A 17,278-nucleotide genomic window follows, 5' to 3' on the forward strand; every position below is an offset into this window, starting at 1 on the left:
GGTATTTACAATTATGAAAAACATAAAGTTTAATCCATCAATATTAGGATTATGTTTTTTTGCATTCTTATATATAACTTGTTCTTCTGAAGGTAATAATTCTGATAATGATTTTATAGACGACACAACGGATGATGGAATAATAATTCTACCTGATGATGATTTCTTCTATTATGGTGCAGATCTATCTTATGTTAACGAAATGGAGGATTGTGGAGCTTCTTATACAGATGCAAACAATGTAACTAAAGACCCTTTTACCATTTTTAAAGAAGCTGGTACAAATCTTGTAAGAGTTAGACTTTGGCATAATCCAACTTGGACAAATTATTCCAATTTTGAAGATGTAAAAAAAACAATTCAGCGCGCAAAAACACAAGGCATGAACGTGCTTTTAGATTTTCACTATTCAGATCATTGGGCTGATCCAAGCAAACAAGAAATTCCTTCTGCTTATCTAGACCAAATTAATAACACTGAAGCTTTAGGCAATTTATTATATGATTATACTTTTGAAACATTAAGTAATTTATCAAATTCAAATTTACTGCCAGATATTGTACAAGTTGGTAATGAAATAAACGGCATGATTCTACAACAAGGAGAATTGGTTTGGCCAATAGACTGGACCAGAAATGCATCGCTTATAAATAAAGGTATCAAAGCAGTTAGAGATTTTTCCGAAGAAAAGAATAAAGAAATTGAAGTTATGTTACATATAGCGCAACCGGAAAATGGACTTTGGTGGTTTGAACAAGCAACACAAAATGGTGTTACAGATTACGACTGGATAGGCTTGTCCTATTATCCACTCTGGTCAGAATATACATTAAACAATGTTGGTACACCAATAAGCACATTAATAAATACATATAACAAACGTTTAATGATTGTAGAAACCGCCTATCCTTTCACATTATCAAACAATGATCCAGCTAACAACATTTTAAATGAAGATGCTTTAGTTTCTGGGTATCCAGCAACTCAACAGGGTCAATTGGATTATCTCAATCAATTAAAAACAGTTGCTAAAAACGCAGGAGCAGAAGGTATAGTGTATTGGGAACCAGCTTGGGTTTCAACAGGATGTAGCACACTTTGGGGACAAGGTTCACATTGGGATAATGCCACGCTTTTTGATCATGACAATAAAGCCACTTTAGGTATGCAATTTTATAATGGCTCATTATGATTAAATATCATCTGAATGTTCTTTTTGCTTTTGTTTTACTTTTTTGTGGAGTATTCTCTATTCATACGCAAACGAGGGAAGTAATTACTCTAAAGGATGATTGGAAATTCCAAAAAGGAAACCCAGAAAATGCTTTCAAGGTAAATTTTGATGATTCAAAATGGGAACAAGTTACGGTTCCTCATGATTGGGCGATAAAAGGTCCATTTGATAAAGAAATAGATATTCAACGAGTAGCTATTGAACAAAATGGCGAAAAACTTCCAACCGAAAAAACAGGAAGAACGGGTGCTTTGCCCCATATTGGAACAGCTTGGTATAGAAATACCTTTACGCTTCCGGAGAATGCGAAAAGTAAAAAAGTAATTCTTCTTTTTGAAGGCGCAATGAGCGAACCTCAAATCTATTTAAATGGTAAAAAAGTTGGTGAATGGGCTTACGGTTACAGCTATTTTTATTTTGATGTTTCAGAATTCATCATCGAAGGTGAAAATACTCTTGCAGTAAAGTTAAGTAATGAAGCATATGCTTCTCGTTGGTATCCTGGCGCTGGACTTTACCGAAACGTTTCACTTATTATAAAAAACAATGAAAGCATTGATCAATGGGGAATGTTTATAACAACACCTTTTGTTAGTGAAGATAATGCTAAAGTGAATATAAAAACCAAAGTATCTACTGGTGAAAATAGCCACGTAGTAACCACAATTTTTGATGCTAAAGAAAATAAGGTCAGTTCAAATAAAACAGCTACAAAATTTGGAAACGAATTTGAACAAAACATAAAGGTTGAAAATCCTAATTTATGGAACACAGAAATGCCATACCTATATTCCGCGATAACGCAATTGTTTGTTGATAACGAATTAAAAGATGAAGTCACTACTCGTTTTGGAATTCGAGATATAAAATATGAATCTGGCAAAGGTTTGGTTTTAAATGGCGAAGTCACCAAATTTAAAGGCGTTTGTTTGCATCATGATTTAGGGCCTTTAGGTACAGCAGTCAACAAGGCTGCATTAAAAAGGCAACTAACCATCTTAAAAGATATGGGCTGCAATGCCATTAGAAGCGCCCATAATATGCCATCGTTTGAACAATTGGAATTATGTGACGAAATGGGATTTTTGTTTTTAGCTGAAAGTTTTGATGAATGGGCAAAACCAAAAGTTGAAAATGGATACAATCGGTTTTTTGAAGAATACGCTGAAAAAGACGTGGTCAATTTAGTCCAAGCTACAAGGAATCATCCATCTATTATTATGTGGAGCGCAGGCAATGAAGTACCAGATCAATGGGGAAATGACGGTGTAAAACGTGCGAAATGGTTGCAAGATATATTTCATAGAGAAGACCCAACACGGCCAGTAACTGTTGGTATGGATCAGGTAAAAGCTGTTATGGAATCTGGTTTTGGAGCACTGTTAGATATTCCTGGATTAAACTATAGAGTTCACTTATATGAAGAAGCTTATGAAAATTTTCCACAAGGATTTATTTTGGGGTCTGAAACTGCTTCAACAGTAAGTTCTCGTGGAATTTATAAGTTTCCTGTTGTGCAAGAAGACATGAAAAAATATGATGATTTACAATGCTCTTCTTATGATCTGGAAGCCTGTTGGTGGTCTAATGTTCCTGATGAAGATTTTGTTCTACAAGATGACAAGCCTTGGGTTATAGGTGAGTTTGTTTGGACTGGTTTTGATTATCTTGGAGAACCAACACCATATGACGAAGCCTGGCCATCCAGAAGTTCTTATTTTGGGATTTCAGACTTGGCAGGCTTACCAAAAGACAGATATTATTTATACAGAAGCAGATGGAATACAAAAGACAAGACACTTCATCTTTTACCACATTGGAATTGGGAAGGACGTGATGGCGAAACCACACCTGTTTTTGTCTACACAAATTATGATAGTGCTGAACTTTTTGTAAATGGAAAAAGCCAAGGTGTTCAAAAAAAGAATAGCTCTACACCTCAAAACCGTTACAGATTAATGTGGATGGATGTTAAATACAAACCTGGAACTCTTAAAGTTGTCGCTTTTGATGAAGGTGGAAAACCTATTGCTGATAAAGAAATTCATACTGCTGGAAAACCAAATGAACTAATATTGGAACCTGACAGAGAAACAATAAAAGCTGATGGAGAAGACTTATCTTATGTAACTGTTTCCGTAGTTGATAAAAATGGTATTCCTTGTCCTACAGCAACCAATCAATTGAATTTTGAGGTTAAAGGCAAAGGGATTTTTAAAGTCGCCTGTAATGGCGATGCGACGTCATTAGAAATGTTCCATTTACCAACAATGAAGCTTTTTAGTGGAAAATTGGTTGTAACCGTTCAATCTCTAAAAGAAGCTGGTGATATAGAATTGATAGTAAAAGGTAAAGGATTAAAAACAGCTAAAATCACTTTAAATTCTATCAATTAATCTTCCTTTATTAACTGCTTTTCTAAATCTTCCAGTGACACACCTTTGGTTTCTGGCATAATATAGATAACCCATAAAAATTGGAACATCATCATTATTGCGAAAACCAAAAACATTGCTCCTGCTCCAATCTTTGCAATTAAAAAAGGAACAGATGATGGTATGATAAATGCTAAAATCCAATGGGTTGAAGTTCCTATGGATTGCCCATAAGACCTTACATGGTTCGGGAAAATTTCAGAAATAAACACCCAAATTACAGCGCCTTGTCCAATTGCATGTGCACCAATAAATACAAATAATGAAATTGGAACTACAATACCAGACCAACTAAAGAAAAATGCCATTGAGACAAACAAAAGGGACACAATATATCCAATAGACCCTATTACCATTAGTTTTTTTCTACCCAACCTATCAATAAGATACATACCTAAAAGAGTAAATATTAAATTGGCAATTCCAATACCAATACTTCCTAAAAGAGCTGCTTGATTGGCCAATCCGGCTTCAACAAAAATCCGTTTTGAATAATATAAAAATGCATTTATTCCAGAAAACTGATTAAAGAATGCTATAGCGAAAGCCAATAGAATGATAAACTTATATTTCTTTTGAAAAACAGATTCTTTTGGTTTACTCATATCTTTCTCTAAAATTTTTGAAACCACTTCGTCTGAATTTGAATTAGGATCAATAAGTTTTATGACTTGTTTGGCCTCTTCATGTCTCCCTTTAATAAGTAACCATCGTGGACTCTTTGGAACAGTAAATACCATAAGCGTATAGATAAAAGCTGGAAGAGCTTCGATACCAATCATCAATCTCCAACTACTATTTTCTATATAAGAGCTTATTAAATAGTTGGAAATAAAAGCAACCAAAATCCCGAAAACAATATTGAATTGATAAGTTGCAACTAGTTTCCCTCTGTTTTTTGCTGAAGCAATTTCAGAAATATAAGCAGGAGCCGCTATAGTAGATGCTCCAACACCTAAACCACCCATAAAACGAAAAAATCCAAACATCCACGGATCATTAGATAATCCAGAACCTAAAGCAGATACTGTATAAAGAATGCCAATCCAAATTAGCGTTTGCTTCCGCCCAATAGAATTCGTTGGAATTCCACCGAACAACGCTCCAAAAATAGTTCCGAATAGAGCCGAACCAACAACTATATATCCATGAAAATTATTATTACTTCCAAACAATGTATATTCACTCCACATAGATTGTAAATCCTGTTCCGCTCCAGATATTACAACAGTATCAAAACCAAATAAAAACCCAGCTAGAGCAACAGTAATAGACCAAAAAAATATTTTCTTATTCATTAGTTAGTTTTTTAGTGTTACTAAAGATAAGTTAATTTATAAAAGTGAAGTTATAAAAAAAGCCTCTCAAGAAATGAGAAGCTCAATGTGCGGGCGGAGAGACTCGAACTCTCACACCTCGCGGCACTAGATCCTAAGTCTAGCGTGTCTACCAATTCCACCACGCCCGCAATAAGGACTGCAAATATAAGCAAGATTTTTATATTGCAAACTTCTGCAACCAAAAAACGTTCTTTTTTTATACTTTTGAAAAGAACATAAACTTTCCAAATGAAAAACATAAAATCCTACGTCCAGGAAAATAAAAACAGATTTATAGACGAACTCATAGAACTTTTAAAAATTCCGTCAATTAGTGCAGATTCAACTTATAAAAATGATGTTTTAAAAACGGCCGAAGCAGTAAAAATACAATTAGAAAAAGCTGGCTGTGATAAGGTTGAGATTTGCGAAACCAAAGGTTATCCAATTGTTTTTGGCGAAAAAGTTTTTGACAAAAGTTTACCAACAGTTTTGGTGTACGGACACTATGATGTACAACCACCAGACCCTTTAGATCTATGGAATTCTCCACCTTTTGAACCTGTCATAAAAAGTACGGAACTACATCCAGAAGGCGCTATTTATGCTCGTGGCTCATGTGATGACAAGGGTCAAATGTATATGCATGTAAAGGCTCTGGAATATATGGTTGCAACTAACCAGTTACCGTGCAATGTGAAATTTATGGTTGAAGGGGAAGAAGAAGTTGGCAGCGAAAGTCTAGCCGATTTTGTTAAAGATAACAGAGAAAAGCTTAAAAATGATGTGATTTTGATTTCAGATACTGGAATGATATCAAAAGAGACACCTTCTATTACCACAGGGTTACGTGGGTTGAGTTATGTAGAAGTAGAGGTCACAGGACCAAATAGAGATTTACATTCTGGATTATATGGCGGAGCTGTTGCCAATCCTATTAACATATTGACCAAAATGATTGCTTTTCTTCATGATGAAAACAATCATATTACTATTCCAGGATTTTATGATAAAGTTGAAGAGCTTTCAAAAGAAGAAAGAGCAGAAATGGCAAAAGCACCTTTTAATTTAGATGATTATAAAAAAGCTTTAGACATTGAGGCAGTCTATGGTGAAACTGGTTACACAACCAATGAGAGAAATTCAATAAGGCCAACATTAGACGTTAATGGAATTTGGGGTGGATATATTGGTGAAGGTGCAAAAACAGTTATTGCCAGTAAAGCCTTTGCTAAAATATCAATGCGATTAGTACCTCATCAAGATTGGAAAGAAATAACAGAATTATTTAAAACACATTTTGAAAGTATTGCTCCAAAAGGTGTTAAAGTAAAAGTAAAACCTCATCATGGTGGTCAAGGCTATGTAACACCAATAGACAGTATTGGCTATAGAGCAGCAAGCAAAGCTTATGAAGAAACATTTGGCAAAACACCAATTCCTCAACGCAGTGGTGGTAGTATTCCAATAGTTTCTCTTTTTGAACAAGAGCTAAAGAGCAAAACTATCTTAATGGGCTTTGGGTTGGATAGTGATGCTATACATTCTCCAAACGAGCATTTTGGAATTTGGAATTTCCTAAAAGGCATAGAAACCATCCCGTGGTTTTATAAGTATTACACTGAATTGTCTAAATAAACTTTTAGACTTTCTGGCTTAAATGAAAAACCAACATAACAACCATCTACTTGAACTTCTGTTAGCAACTACTCTAATTAGTACTTCAGGAGTTTTAGGAAGATATATAGATTTACCTTCTCCAGTAACCATTTGGTGGCGCTGTATTTTAGGGACATTTTTTCTTTATCTATTCTGTAGATTTAAAAAATATAATCTTAATGTAAGGTCAAAAAAAGACATTTCAAGAATTGTGTTAAGCTCCATATTACTTGGAGCCCATTGGATTACCTATTTTTATGCTTTGAAACTCTCTAATGTAGCATTGGGTATGCTATCTCTTTTCACTTTTCCTGTAATTACAGCCTTTATAGAGCCTATTTTTTACAAAACCAAATTGGATTTAGTCCATATCTTTTTGGGTCTATTGGTCATTTTAGGCGTTTATATTTTGGCTCCTGAATTCAATTTTCAAAGTTCTCAAGTAAAAGGAGTTATGTTAGGTGTGCTTTCGGCTTTTTGTTTTGCTTTGCGCAATGTTTTATTAAAAGGTCAAGTTATTAGATATAATGGTACTGTGCTTATGACATATCAAATATTGATTTTAAGTTTTGTTTTGCTTCCATTCGTGTTTATTTTAGGAACAAATAATATCAACACACAATTTCCTTACGTCATATTACTCGCTTTGTTTACCACAGCAATAGGCCATTCTTTGTTTATCCATAGTTTTAAAAACTTTTCCGTGAGCACTGCCAGCATCATAAATAGTCTTCAGCCTGTATTAGGGATAATTATGGCATATCTAATTTTAAATGAAATACCAGCATCTAATACACTTATAGGAGGCTCATTAATTCTGGCAACGGTGGTCATTGAGAGCATGCGTTCTAAAAAAAGAAAAGTTTAAAAAAATTGCCTTAAAAATTAGTTTTAAAATTCAAACCATATTTTTAAGGCAATAAAACTAAAAACCTATTTAAAATCTGTGGTACTCTGTTATAATTTTATATTATTAGTTTATGGTAATTGAGACAAAATCTTTCAGGGTTTAAACAAAGTGTTAGATAAAGGTAATAATCACTTCCAAAGACCAACGTAACAATTGTTACACCCAACCTTTATCTATACTAAATTTAACTTTGCTTGTAACATTTGAAACTTTTTTGCGTTCTAATAAACAATCAATCAAAACAAATAAGTTATGTTAAAACAATTTTTTATAATCTGTTCAGGTTCTGATACAGATATTTTAGAGAACTGTTCTAAAGGAGAACAGAATAAATACGCAGGCATTGGTGCCACAGTATTCTTCACGGCAGTTATGGCCTTTATTGCTTCGAGCTACGCTCTTTATACTGTATTTGACAACTTATTAGCATCTATTTTTTTTGGATTTGTTTGGGGCCTTCTTATTTTTAATTTAGACCAGTATATTGTTTCGACAATTAAAAAAAGAAAGAATGTTATAGATGAGCTCATACAAGCAACTCCTCGAATTTTTCTTGCTATAATTATTGCTATCGTAATATCTAAACCTTTAGAATTAAAAATATTTGAAAAGGAAATTAATCAAGTCCTATTAGAACAAAAAAATGATCTAACTCTTGTTAATAAAGATCAAATTGCGCAACAATATAATCCTACAATTGAAGATTTAAATACCGATATTAAATCGTTAAAACAACAAATAGATACTAAAGAAGCAGAAGTAAATGCTTTGTACGATACGTATATAGCTGAAGCAGAAGGAAGAGAAGGCACAATGCTTTTAGGCAAAGGTCCTGTATATAAAGAAAAAAGAGAGAAACATAATGCATTGTTAACAGAATTGCAACAACTAAAAGCTGAAAATAAGGCTAAAATCGCTTCAGCAGAAACCCAAATTGAAAATCTTAAAAGTGATTATGAAACTCAAGTTCTTAACTCACAACCTATTATTGATAATTTTGATGGTTTAATGGCTCGTGTTAATGCTTTAGGATCTTTGCCTTGGTTGCCATCATTCTTTATTTTTCTTTTGTTTCTGGCTATTGAAACCTCTCCCATTTTTGCAAAATTATTATCTCCTAAAGCTGAGTACGATTTTAAATTAGAAGATCAAGAAACTGCCATTAAAACTTGGGTAGAGCAAAAGGTAAACCAACGCAATATCCTATTACAAACAGACATGTCTATAAATAACAAAATTTATAATGACATTGCAGACGAAGAAGAACTTTATAATTATAAACGGAAAAAAGCAAGAGAATTGATGCAATTACAAGCAGATGCCTTTTTTAAGCATCAACAGAAAGCACTATAGAATTGCGACAACATTTTCTAAATTTTCTACAGATTCTATTGTTTTAAAATGGTTAAATAGCTCGTTGTTTCCTAAACCAATAATAGAAAATCTTTTCTGCCTGGAAATGGCTTCGTTATGAATTTTTGCAATGGCATTTATACCAAAGCTGTCTATTCTGTTTAAGCCAGTTATATTAAGCGTTAAACCATCTCTTTTATCAAAAATATGTTGGAACTTTTTTTGAAATAAATGAACATTATACTTTACTAATATCCCTTCTACTTCAAAATAATTGTGATTGTTTTTAATTGTTAATTCCATTTACATAATTATTAGGTTAATGTTTTGACTCAAACTTTCTGTTTAAGTCACATTTTAATAGATTTAGAGGAGTAAATCTGAATTTTATTTTATGCTACTTTCATCGATTTTAAATGTTCATACATTTCACGACATCCAAAACCAGTAATAAATAGCTTTTTATTTTTGTCTAAAGATTCTCTATACAAATCTTCAAATGCCAAAACACCATGATTATCTATACTGGTTAAATCATCAATGTTAATAACAAGCCTACTCGTTGTATTAAATATATTTTCGAAATGCGATTTAAATTTATTTACGTTTGATTCATTTAGAGAGCCCTTTATTTCAAACGTATCTCCTAGATTTACAATTTCTAGTGCCATAGTAAATGTTAAGTTTTAGTTATTTAGATTTAGAGCTATTAATCAATTAACTACTATAAATATCTAAAGAATAAATTGATTCTCATGATTTTTTCGACGAATTGATTTTAACTTTGGACAAACAGACAAAACTCAATTTTTGATCTAAACTGACTAAATATAATCATGCGAAAATTACTAACTTGTACTAATTTTTTTCCATGAAACCAATTGTTAGAAAAGCTACTTTAGACGATATTCAAATCCTTTTGGATTTTGAGCAAGGTGTCATTGAAGCAGAGCGACCGATGGACCCAACAATAAAAGAAGGGAAAATTAATTATTATAGTATTTCAGATCTAATAAAAAGTGATACATCTGAAGTTTATGTTGTAGAAATAAACAAAGAGATTGTTGCATCAGGTTATGCAAAAATCAAACCTGATAGACACTATTTAAAGCATGACAAACAAGGTTATCTCGGGTTTATGTTTGTGCCAGAAAAGCACAGAGGAAATGGATATAATAAACTTATCGTAGATGCTCTTTTGAAATGGTGTAAAGAAAGAGAAGTATTTGAAATAAGGCTTGATGTTTATGATGACAATCTTCCTGCCATAAAAGCCTATCAGAAATCAGGGTTTAAAAAGCACATGATTAATATGCGTTTAGATATTAAAGACTTAAATATTCATAATTTTGAAAACTAATTAATGAATTATAGCACCATTAAGCTTACACCTACTCAGGCAGAAAAATTCCTTATAGAATTATTTGGTATAAAAGGTAAAGCATATATTCTTCCAGGAGAAATTGATCTTAATTTTAGAATTAGAGTTAAGAATTTTGATTGCTATATATTGAAAATATCGCGTCCAAATGAAAATGAAGACTATCTCGATTTTCAGCAAAAATTATTGCTTCATATTCAAGAATCAAAGGTAAATCTAAACACTCCAAATGTAATTAATGATTTAAGCGGAAACTCCATTTCAGAGACTATTGACAACCAAGGCAATAAAAGATATGTTCGTTTAATTTCTTGGATAGAAGGTAGGCTCTGGAGTTCGGTTAATCCACAATTAGATGATTTACGGTTTAGCTTGGGTAAAAAATGCGGATTGATTACAAAAACTTTACAAGAGTTTAAACATGAACAATCAACTAGAGAATTTGCTTGGGACATTGCAAAATCTCTTTGGACAAAAAAGCATTTGCATTTATTTTCTGTTGATAAAAAACAAATCGTATCATCATTTCAACAACAATTTGAAGCATTTCAAAAATCATATGTTCTACTTCGAAAAAGTGTTATTCATAATGATGCCAACGATAATAACATTATTGTTTCTGAAAATTTATTACAACCAAAAGTAAAAACACTTATAGATTTTGGTGATGCCGTCTATTCTCAAATTATTAATGATGTGGCTGTTTGCTGCGCTTATGCAATAATGCATCACAATGATCCGCTGGAAGCAGCTCTACCTATAGTAAGAGGTTATCATTCAAGTTTGAATTTACTTGAAGAAGAGTTATATCATTTATACATTGCAATAGCTATGCGTTTGGTAATTTCAGTTACTAAATCTGAAATAAATAAAATTGAAGAACCAAAAAATGAATATTTACTTATTAGTGAAAAACCTGCTTGGGAATTATTAAAAAAGTGGCATGCAATTAGTCCTGATTTTGCCTATTTCAGCTTTAGAGCAGCTTGTGGTTTTACAGCGCATCCAAATGAACAAAAGTTCAATCATTGGGCATCTAAACAGACTATTTCATTTACTAATTTATTTCCAACTATTAACAAAAAGCAAATCCATCTATTAGATTTAAGTGTTTCAAGTAGTTGGATTGGTCATGAAAAAGAATTCAATGATTTAGATTTTTTTCAGTTTAAAATTAATAAACTTCAGAAGCAAGTTCCTTATAAAATTATTGCAGGTGGTTATTTAGAACCTCGTCCCATTTACACCTCATCAGAATATGATAAAATTGGAAATCTTGGTAGAGAAAGTAGAACCATACATTTAGGAATAGACTTTTGGCTTCCCGAAAAATCTCCTGTTCATTCACTATATGATGGTGTTGTAATTACTGCCATTAATGATTCTGGCAATAAAGAATATGGCGGTTTAGTCATATTAAAACACACTGAAGACAGTTTTGAATTCTATACACTTTATGGACATTTAACAGTAGCAAGTGCAACGCAACATCATATTGGTGATCTGATTAAAAAAGGGGATGAAATTGGTAAGATAGGTAATCATCCGGAAAATGGAAACTGGTCTCCTCATCTTCATTTTCAAGTTATGCTGTCCATGTTAAATTATTCTATTGATTTTCCAGGTGTAGCATATTTCAATCAAATTGATGTTTGGAAAAGTATCTGTCCAGATCCAAACTTATTATTTAATTTTAAGGAACTTCAGCATAAACAAAAAATTTCGAATGAAGACTTAATTTCTTTTAGAAAGAAGCATTTAGGAAAAAGCTTAAGACTTCAGTATAAAACACCAATTAAAATGGTTCGTGGTGTAGGTCAATATCTCATGGATCAAAATGGTAGAAAATACCTTGATACTGTTAATAATGTAGCTCATGTTGGCCATGAACATTATTCAGTAGTCAAAGCTGGACGAGAACAAATGGCACTTATCAATACCAATTCTCGTTATTTGCATGAAAACATTTATGATTTAGCCAAAGAATTGATTGAAACCTTACCTCCAGAATTAAACGTACTACATTTTGTGAATTCAGGAAGTGAAGCCAATGAATTGGCAATTAGAATGGTAAAGGCTGCAACAGGTAGTCGTGAAATAATTGCTAGTGAATTTGGTTATCATGGAAATACCAATATATGTATCGATATTTCATCATATAAATTTGATGGAAAAGGTGGAAGTGGTGTTCCAGAACACACACATATTATTCCTTTACCAGACAGTTTTAGAGGAAAATATAGAGGCACAAATACTGGTGAAGAATATGCGAATGAAGTAAAAAAATGTTTAGAAAGAATAAAAAATGAAGGTAAAGAAGTAGGTGGTTTTATCATCGAACCAATTATAAGTTGTGGCGGACAAATAGAACTACCGGAGGGATTTTTAGCAGAAGCCTATAACTTAATTCGAAATGCTGGAGGTATTTGTATTTCTGATGAAGTACAAACTGGATGCGGTCGAATGGGGAAATCATTCTGGGGATTTCAGTTGCATCATGTTGTTCCTGATATAGTTACCATTGGAAAACCTTTAGGCAACGGACATCCTATTGCAGCTGTTGCCTGTACACAAAAAGTGGCAGAGAAGTTTGCAAATGGCATGGAATACTTTAACACTTTCGGTGGAAATCCTGTATCGTGCGCCATTGCTACTGAAGTTTTAAGAGTTGTAAAGCGTGAAAAGCTTCAAGAAAATGCCTTACACGTTGGTAAGTTTATAAAATCTGAATTGCAAAAATTAGCAAAAGAATTTCCAATCATCGGTGATGTGCGCGGACAAGGGTTATTTCTTGGAATTGAATTTGTAGATACAAAATCCAATCAAATAGTAGAAAAAACAGATTATTTAGCCAATAGAATGAAAGATTATGGCATTTTGATGAGCATTGATGGAAAAGACCATAACGTTTTAAAAATAAAACCGCCATTAGTTTTTACAAAAGATAATGCCATTGAACTACTATTGTATTTAAAAAAGATACTTAATGAAGATTTTATGAAAATTTAAAATTTTCTATCAGGATTAAAAGCATCCAAATTTAATGATGCTCTTTTATTTGAAATAATTTCAGAAACCAACTTTCCGGTTCCTGTTGCCATACTTAATCCCATCATGGCATGTCCAGTAGCAATGGTAAGATTGTTACATTTTTGAGATTTTCCAATGTATGGTAGTCCATCTGGAGAAACTGGTCTTAAACCAGAAGCTGCTTGCCTTTTTTCTTCTTCGGTAGGTTTTATATCTGGGTAGTAGGAAGTTGTAGCATTGGCTATAGCTTCTACTCTAACTTTATTTATAGTTTGGTTAATACCGGCAATTTCCATTGTTCCAGAAAAACGCGTAAAACCGTGCATTGGTGTTACCGCTACTTTAGCTTCGGTTAAAATTGCTGGAATTGTAATACCTGTATCTTTTTCTGTATTTATTCTATATCCTTTACCAGCTTGTAGCAATAATTTTAAATTTAATTTTTTACTTAATATAGAACTCCATGAGCCAGCTGCTAAAACAAATTCATCAGCTTCTAAAGTTTGCTTATTTGTTTTAATTGAAGCAATCTTACCTCCTTGAAAATTTAGATCTTCAACTTTCTCATTTTTATAAAACTTTACTCCAACCTGTTCAAGATATGCTTTCATTTCTTGCATAAATTCTGTAGGAGTAATATGAGAATCACATTCATAGAATGTTGCTCCTTTAACATTAATGTTTACATTAGGCTCTAATTCTTTTAATTCATTTACACTAATTTCTCTTGCTTGTAAACCTTCTTGCTTTGCTAAATTCACCGTTTTTATTTCGCCTTCTAAAGCCTTATTAGTTTGACACAACATGAATAATCCGTTCTTTTGGTAGTGAAATGAAAAGTTTTCATCACGTTTTATATCATCATATAAATCCTGGCTTAGCAACGAGATATTTTTAATAAAAGGAATAGCCTTATTCACATGTTTTTGTGAGCAAGATTTATTGAAAGCCCAAACCCATTGTAAGAAGTTTAAATCTAATCTTGGTTTTATATAAAGAGGACTTGATTTATCAAACATCCATTTTAAACCTTTCTTCATAACTCCGGGTGCTGACAATGGAATGATATGACTTGGTGATAAGTATCCAGCATTGACATAAGACGCTCCAGAATCTAAATTAGATTGGTCGATAACGGTAACAAGATATCCTTCTTTTTGCAAATAATATGCAGAACACAATCCAATAACACCACCACCTATTATGATTATTTTTTTACTCATAATACTTGAAATCCGTGAGCATAAGGATCTGTAATATCTATGGTAATGGTATTATGCCCATAGATTTTTGCCCATCCTTTTATACTTGGAATTATAGCTTTCTTGTCTTCCAAATACGCTTCCTCTTCAATACAACCAATAAATTTGCTACCAATATAACTTTCGTGAATGTATTCTTCCCCTTTTTTTAGTTTTCCTTTTGCATGTAATTGTGCCATGCGTGCAGATGTTCCGGTACCACAAGGACTTCTATCTATGGCTTTATCTCCATAAAATACAGCATTTCTTCCAGTAGATTTTGAATCGATTGGCTTTCCTGTCCAAAGCATGTGTGAAACATCCCTTATTGTTTTATTTTCTGGATGAATAAAGAGATTTGGATATTTCTCATTTATTCGTTTCCTAACAGTTTGAGAATATTGAATTATCTTGCCTGCAGTAAAATCTTGAAGCCCTGAAAAATTTATCTGTATATCAATAATAGCATAAAAATTTCCACCATAAGCTACGTCAAAAATAAGTTCACCTAATTCTGGGCAATCTATAGTTAAACCTTCTTCAGCCAAATAACTTTTAACATTTATAAGTTTTACCCAATCTACATTATTCCCTGTTTGTTCATATTCTATATTAACCAAACCAGCAGGAGCTTCCATTTTGATTTTTCCTGGAATTTTTGGCGTTATTAATCCTTCTTCAAGTGCCACGGTAATCGTCCCAATGGTTCCATGACCACACATGGGTAAGCAACCAGAAGTTTCGATAAATAAAATGGCAAAATCGTTTTCTGGATTATGCGGTGGATATATAATACTTCCACTCATCATGTCATGACCACGTGGTTCGAACATTAGTCCTTTTCGAATCCAATCAAATTCCTTCAAAAAATGCAATCGCTTTTCGTTCATGTTCTGCCCAACCAAGTTGGGAGCACCATGCTTTATAACCCTTACTGGATTTCCACATGTATGAGCATCAATACAAACAAAAGTATTGCTACTCATTTTTAACTTTTTGAATGTAGTTATTCACTCTTTTTTCCATGATTGCTAAAGTCACTGTACCTTGTTCTAAAATAATTTCATGAAATTCTCTAATATCAAATTTTTGCCCGAGCTCGGATTCTGCTTTTTTGCGAAGTTCTCTGATTTTGAGCTCACCTATTTTATATGAAAGTGCTTGACCAGGCCAAGAAATATAGCGATCTGTTTCAGTATTAATCTCATGAAGCGATAATGCTGTATTTGATGCCATATAGTCTACAACTTGCTCTCTAGTCCATCCTTTAGCATGAATCCCAGTATCGACCACTAGTCTACAAGCGCGCCACATTTCGTAAGTGAATTTTCCAAACTGCTCATAAGGTGTTGTATACATTCCCATTTCATCTGCTAAAAATTCAGAATACAATCCCCAACCTTCTCCATAAGCCGATAGATACAAATCTTTTCTAAATTGTGGAATACTATCACCAAGCTCATTATTTAAACTACCTTGTAGATGATGTCCTGGAACCGCTTCATGAACAGTTAATGATGGTAGTGTATATAATGTTCTGCTTGGTAAATCGTATGTGTTTACCCAGTAATATCCTGGGTCAGTACTATTTGCTTCTGCACCAATATAACGGCCACTTGTGTATTTTGGTGCTATCGCGTCTGGTACTGGAGCTACTCCATATGGTTTTCTTGGTAAGGTTTTAAAAAAGCGCGGTAATTGAGCATCAGCTCTTTTTGACATATCTCGTGCAATCATCAATAATTCTCTTGGTGATTTTGCATAAAACTGCTCATCAGTTCTTAAAAAATGAAAGAAATCAGAAAAACTTCCTTTAAAATTTAGGTCTGCAATAATCTTTTCCATTTCAGCCTTTATTCGAGCTACTTCTTTCAATCCAATTTGATGAATATCGTCTGCAGTATATTGTTTGCTTGTGGTATAAAAATTGATCCTGTTATGGTAATAATCGTTTCCATTTGGGAGATCTGAAGCACCTAAAGTGATTCTTGATTTGGGCAAATATTCTGTTTCAAAAAATGTTTTAATTTTTTTGAATTGGGGCACAACATTATTTTCAACTGCATCTTTTGCTGCAACTAACACAGAATCTTTTTGAGATTGTGTTAAATCTGAAGGCAGCTCTTTAAAGGGAGAATAATAGAAACTGTCTTCAAAGCTTTCAACAATATGATCATTATACGAAGACTCGTAACCATTAAAAATTACTTTAGGTTGAATCATTCCTTTTTCTAAACCTTCTCTTAAAATTACAAAATGCTGATCAACAAATTCAGGAATTGCATTGAGCTTATTCAAATACTCTTTTACTTGTTTATAATTAGTTAAAGGTCTTACCTCATAAGGTAAATTATTATGAAAACCTGCGTCAGAGAGCAACGGATTCAAATAAGCTTCAAACTCATAATAGTCAATTTTATCTTGTAATATAAATTTTAAAAGTTCTAATGAAATTTGGTCTGTTTCTTTGAGATTCTCATTATCAATTTTCGATAGTTCTTCTAATGTAGATTGTGCATATTCGGCTTCGGCTTTAAAGTATTCTTTTGTAAATACCCCTAGTGGATAAACCTCTTCGTCATAACCTTCATAATCTTGGTAATTAGTGATTATATTTTCTAATTCTTCTGAAGCATTACATGTCTTTTCTTCAGCACAAGAAAAAAATAATATGATTGTAAAGACAATTAGTAATTTAAAATAGTTGACACTCATG

13 protein-coding genes and 1 tRNA gene are annotated in these 17,278 nt (G+C 32.8%); 7 read left to right on the forward strand and 7 right to left on the reverse strand.

Features of this window, described 5'->3' with window-relative positions; all coding sequences use genetic code 11:
* The first annotated feature begins 13 nt into the window (after positions 1 to 13).
* Positions 14 to 1,192, forward strand: a complete 1,179-nt coding sequence (locus tag AAFP94_RS01475; protein WP_316660971.1) for a glycoside hydrolase family 53 protein — start codon at positions 14 to 16, stop codon at positions 1,190 to 1,192.
* Entirely contained in the window at positions 1,189 to 3,630 is a 2,442-nt protein-coding gene (locus AAFP94_RS01480) for a DUF4982 domain-containing protein (protein ID WP_316660970.1), read from the forward strand. The genes AAFP94_RS01475 and AAFP94_RS01480 overlap by 4 nt, the downstream gene beginning before the upstream one ends.
* On the opposite strand, the gene AAFP94_RS01485 is transcribed toward AAFP94_RS01480, so the two are convergent.
* Complete coding sequence (locus AAFP94_RS01485; protein WP_316660969.1) at positions 3,627 to 4,967, reverse strand: sugar porter family MFS transporter; 1,341 nt, start codon at positions 4,965 to 4,967, stop codon at positions 3,627 to 3,629. The two genes, AAFP94_RS01480 and AAFP94_RS01485, sit on opposite strands and share 4 nt — an antisense overlap.
* A gap of 88 nt (positions 4,968 to 5,055) precedes the next feature.
* Positions 5,056 to 5,137: transfer RNA gene (locus AAFP94_RS01490), tRNA-Leu, on the reverse strand.
* A 100-nt stretch (positions 5,138 to 5,237) separates the two neighbouring features.
* On the opposite strand from AAFP94_RS01490, the gene AAFP94_RS01495 reads away from it, so the two are divergent.
* From AAFP94_RS01495 to AAFP94_RS01505, 3 genes are all read left to right on the forward strand, one after another.
* Positions 5,238 to 6,626, forward strand: coding sequence for a dipeptidase (locus AAFP94_RS01495; protein WP_316660968.1), 1,389 nt, complete (start codon positions 5,238 to 5,240; stop codon positions 6,624 to 6,626).
* 22 nt (positions 6,627 to 6,648) lie between these two features.
* On the forward strand, positions 6,649 to 7,515 hold the full coding sequence (locus AAFP94_RS01500) for a DMT family transporter (protein WP_316660967.1): 867 nt from the start codon (positions 6,649 to 6,651) through the stop codon (positions 7,513 to 7,515).
* A gap of 294 nt (positions 7,516 to 7,809) precedes the next feature.
* Complete coding sequence (locus AAFP94_RS01505; protein WP_316660966.1) at positions 7,810 to 8,910, forward strand: DUF4407 domain-containing protein; 1,101 nt, start codon at positions 7,810 to 7,812, stop codon at positions 8,908 to 8,910.
* Here AAFP94_RS01505 and AAFP94_RS01510 read toward each other — a convergent pair.
* The gene (locus AAFP94_RS01510; protein ID WP_316660965.1) at positions 8,905 to 9,213 is read right to left on the reverse strand and encodes an STAS domain-containing protein; all 309 of its coding nucleotides are present in this window, start codon (positions 9,211 to 9,213) and stop codon (positions 8,905 to 8,907) included. The genes AAFP94_RS01505 and AAFP94_RS01510 overlap by 6 nt on opposite strands.
* Positions 9,214 to 9,302: 89 nt before the next feature.
* Positions 9,303 to 9,581 carry an STAS domain-containing protein gene (locus AAFP94_RS01515; RefSeq protein ID WP_316660964.1) on the reverse strand — a complete coding sequence of 93 codons (279 nt, stop codon included), beginning with the start codon at positions 9,579 to 9,581 and terminating at the stop codon, positions 9,303 to 9,305.
* Positions 9,582 to 9,781: 200 nt separating this feature from the next.
* On the opposite strand from AAFP94_RS01515, the gene AAFP94_RS01520 reads away from it, so the two are divergent.
* Both AAFP94_RS01520 and AAFP94_RS01525 read left to right on the forward strand, forming a co-directional pair.
* Positions 9,782 to 10,270 carry a GNAT family N-acetyltransferase gene (locus AAFP94_RS01520; RefSeq protein ID WP_316660963.1) on the forward strand — a complete coding sequence of 163 codons (489 nt, stop codon included), beginning with the start codon at positions 9,782 to 9,784 and terminating at the stop codon, positions 10,268 to 10,270.
* Positions 10,271 to 10,273: 3 nt separating this feature from the next.
* Positions 10,274 to 13,300, forward strand: coding sequence for an aminotransferase class III-fold pyridoxal phosphate-dependent enzyme (locus AAFP94_RS01525; protein WP_316660961.1), 3,027 nt, complete (start codon positions 10,274 to 10,276; stop codon positions 13,298 to 13,300).
* On the opposite strand, the gene AAFP94_RS01530 is transcribed toward AAFP94_RS01525, so the two are convergent.
* From AAFP94_RS01530 to AAFP94_RS01540, 3 genes are read right to left on the reverse strand one after another with little or no spacing between them, the layout of a single operon-like run.
* The gene (locus tag AAFP94_RS01530) at positions 13,297 to 14,544 is read right to left on the reverse strand and encodes an NAD(P)/FAD-dependent oxidoreductase (protein WP_316660959.1); all 1,248 of its coding nucleotides are present in this window, start codon (positions 14,542 to 14,544) and stop codon (positions 13,297 to 13,299) included. The two genes, AAFP94_RS01525 and AAFP94_RS01530, sit on opposite strands and share 4 nt — an antisense overlap.
* Positions 14,541 to 15,548, reverse strand: a complete 1,008-nt coding sequence (locus AAFP94_RS01535; RefSeq protein WP_316660957.1) for a 4-hydroxyproline epimerase — start codon at positions 15,546 to 15,548, stop codon at positions 14,541 to 14,543. Before AAFP94_RS01535 ends, AAFP94_RS01530 begins: the two co-directional genes overlap by 4 nt.
* Positions 15,541 to 17,277 (reverse strand): DUF885 domain-containing protein, encoded by a 1,737-nt coding sequence (locus AAFP94_RS01540; protein WP_316660956.1) that lies wholly within the window; start codon positions 17,275 to 17,277, stop codon positions 15,541 to 15,543. Before AAFP94_RS01540 ends, AAFP94_RS01535 begins: the two co-directional genes overlap by 8 nt.
* Position 17,278 lies beyond the last annotated feature (1 nt).

This window comes from Gilvirhabdus luticola, from assembly GCF_040117515.1.
In the GTDB taxonomy this organism is placed as follows: domain Bacteria; phylum Bacteroidota; class Bacteroidia; order Flavobacteriales; family Flavobacteriaceae; genus Gilvirhabdus; species Gilvirhabdus luticola.

What these genes read in the sequence shown, in the direction of transcription:
- AAFP94_RS01480 (WP_316660970.1), top strand. Translation starts at nt 1,189, where the DNA reads ATGATTAAATATCATCTGAATGTTCTTTTTGCTTTTGTTTTACTTTTT.
- AAFP94_RS01505 (WP_316660966.1), top strand. Translation starts at nt 7,810, where the DNA reads ATGTTAAAACAATTTTTTATAATCTGTTCAGGTTCTGATACAGATATT.
- AAFP94_RS01475 (WP_316660971.1), top strand. Translation starts at nt 14, where the DNA reads ATGAAAAACATAAAGTTTAATCCATCAATATTAGGATTATGTTTTTTT.
- AAFP94_RS01500 (WP_316660967.1), top strand. Translation starts at nt 6,649, where the DNA reads ATGAAAAACCAACATAACAACCATCTACTTGAACTTCTGTTAGCAACT.
- AAFP94_RS01510 (WP_316660965.1), bottom strand. Translation starts at nt 9,213, where the DNA reads ATGGAATTAACAATTAAAAACAATCACAATTATTTTGAAGTAGAAGGG.
- AAFP94_RS01520 (WP_316660963.1), top strand. Translation starts at nt 9,782, where the DNA reads ATGAAACCAATTGTTAGAAAAGCTACTTTAGACGATATTCAAATCCTT.
- AAFP94_RS01515 (WP_316660964.1), bottom strand. Translation starts at nt 9,581, where the DNA reads ATGGCACTAGAAATTGTAAATCTAGGAGATACGTTTGAAATAAAGGGC.
- AAFP94_RS01535 (WP_316660957.1), bottom strand. Translation starts at nt 15,548, where the DNA reads ATGAGTAGCAATACTTTTGTTTGTATTGATGCTCATACATGTGGAAAT.
- AAFP94_RS01530 (WP_316660959.1), bottom strand. Translation starts at nt 14,544, where the DNA reads ATGAGTAAAAAAATAATCATAATAGGTGGTGGTGTTATTGGATTGTGT.
- AAFP94_RS01495 (WP_316660968.1), top strand. Translation starts at nt 5,238, where the DNA reads ATGAAAAACATAAAATCCTACGTCCAGGAAAATAAAAACAGATTTATA.
- AAFP94_RS01485 (WP_316660969.1), bottom strand. Translation starts at nt 4,967, where the DNA reads ATGAATAAGAAAATATTTTTTTGGTCTATTACTGTTGCTCTAGCTGGG.
- AAFP94_RS01525 (WP_316660961.1), top strand. Translation starts at nt 10,274, where the DNA reads ATGAATTATAGCACCATTAAGCTTACACCTACTCAGGCAGAAAAATTC.
- AAFP94_RS01540 (WP_316660956.1), bottom strand. Translation starts at nt 17,277, where the DNA reads ATGAGTGTCAACTATTTTAAATTACTAATTGTCTTTACAATCATATTA.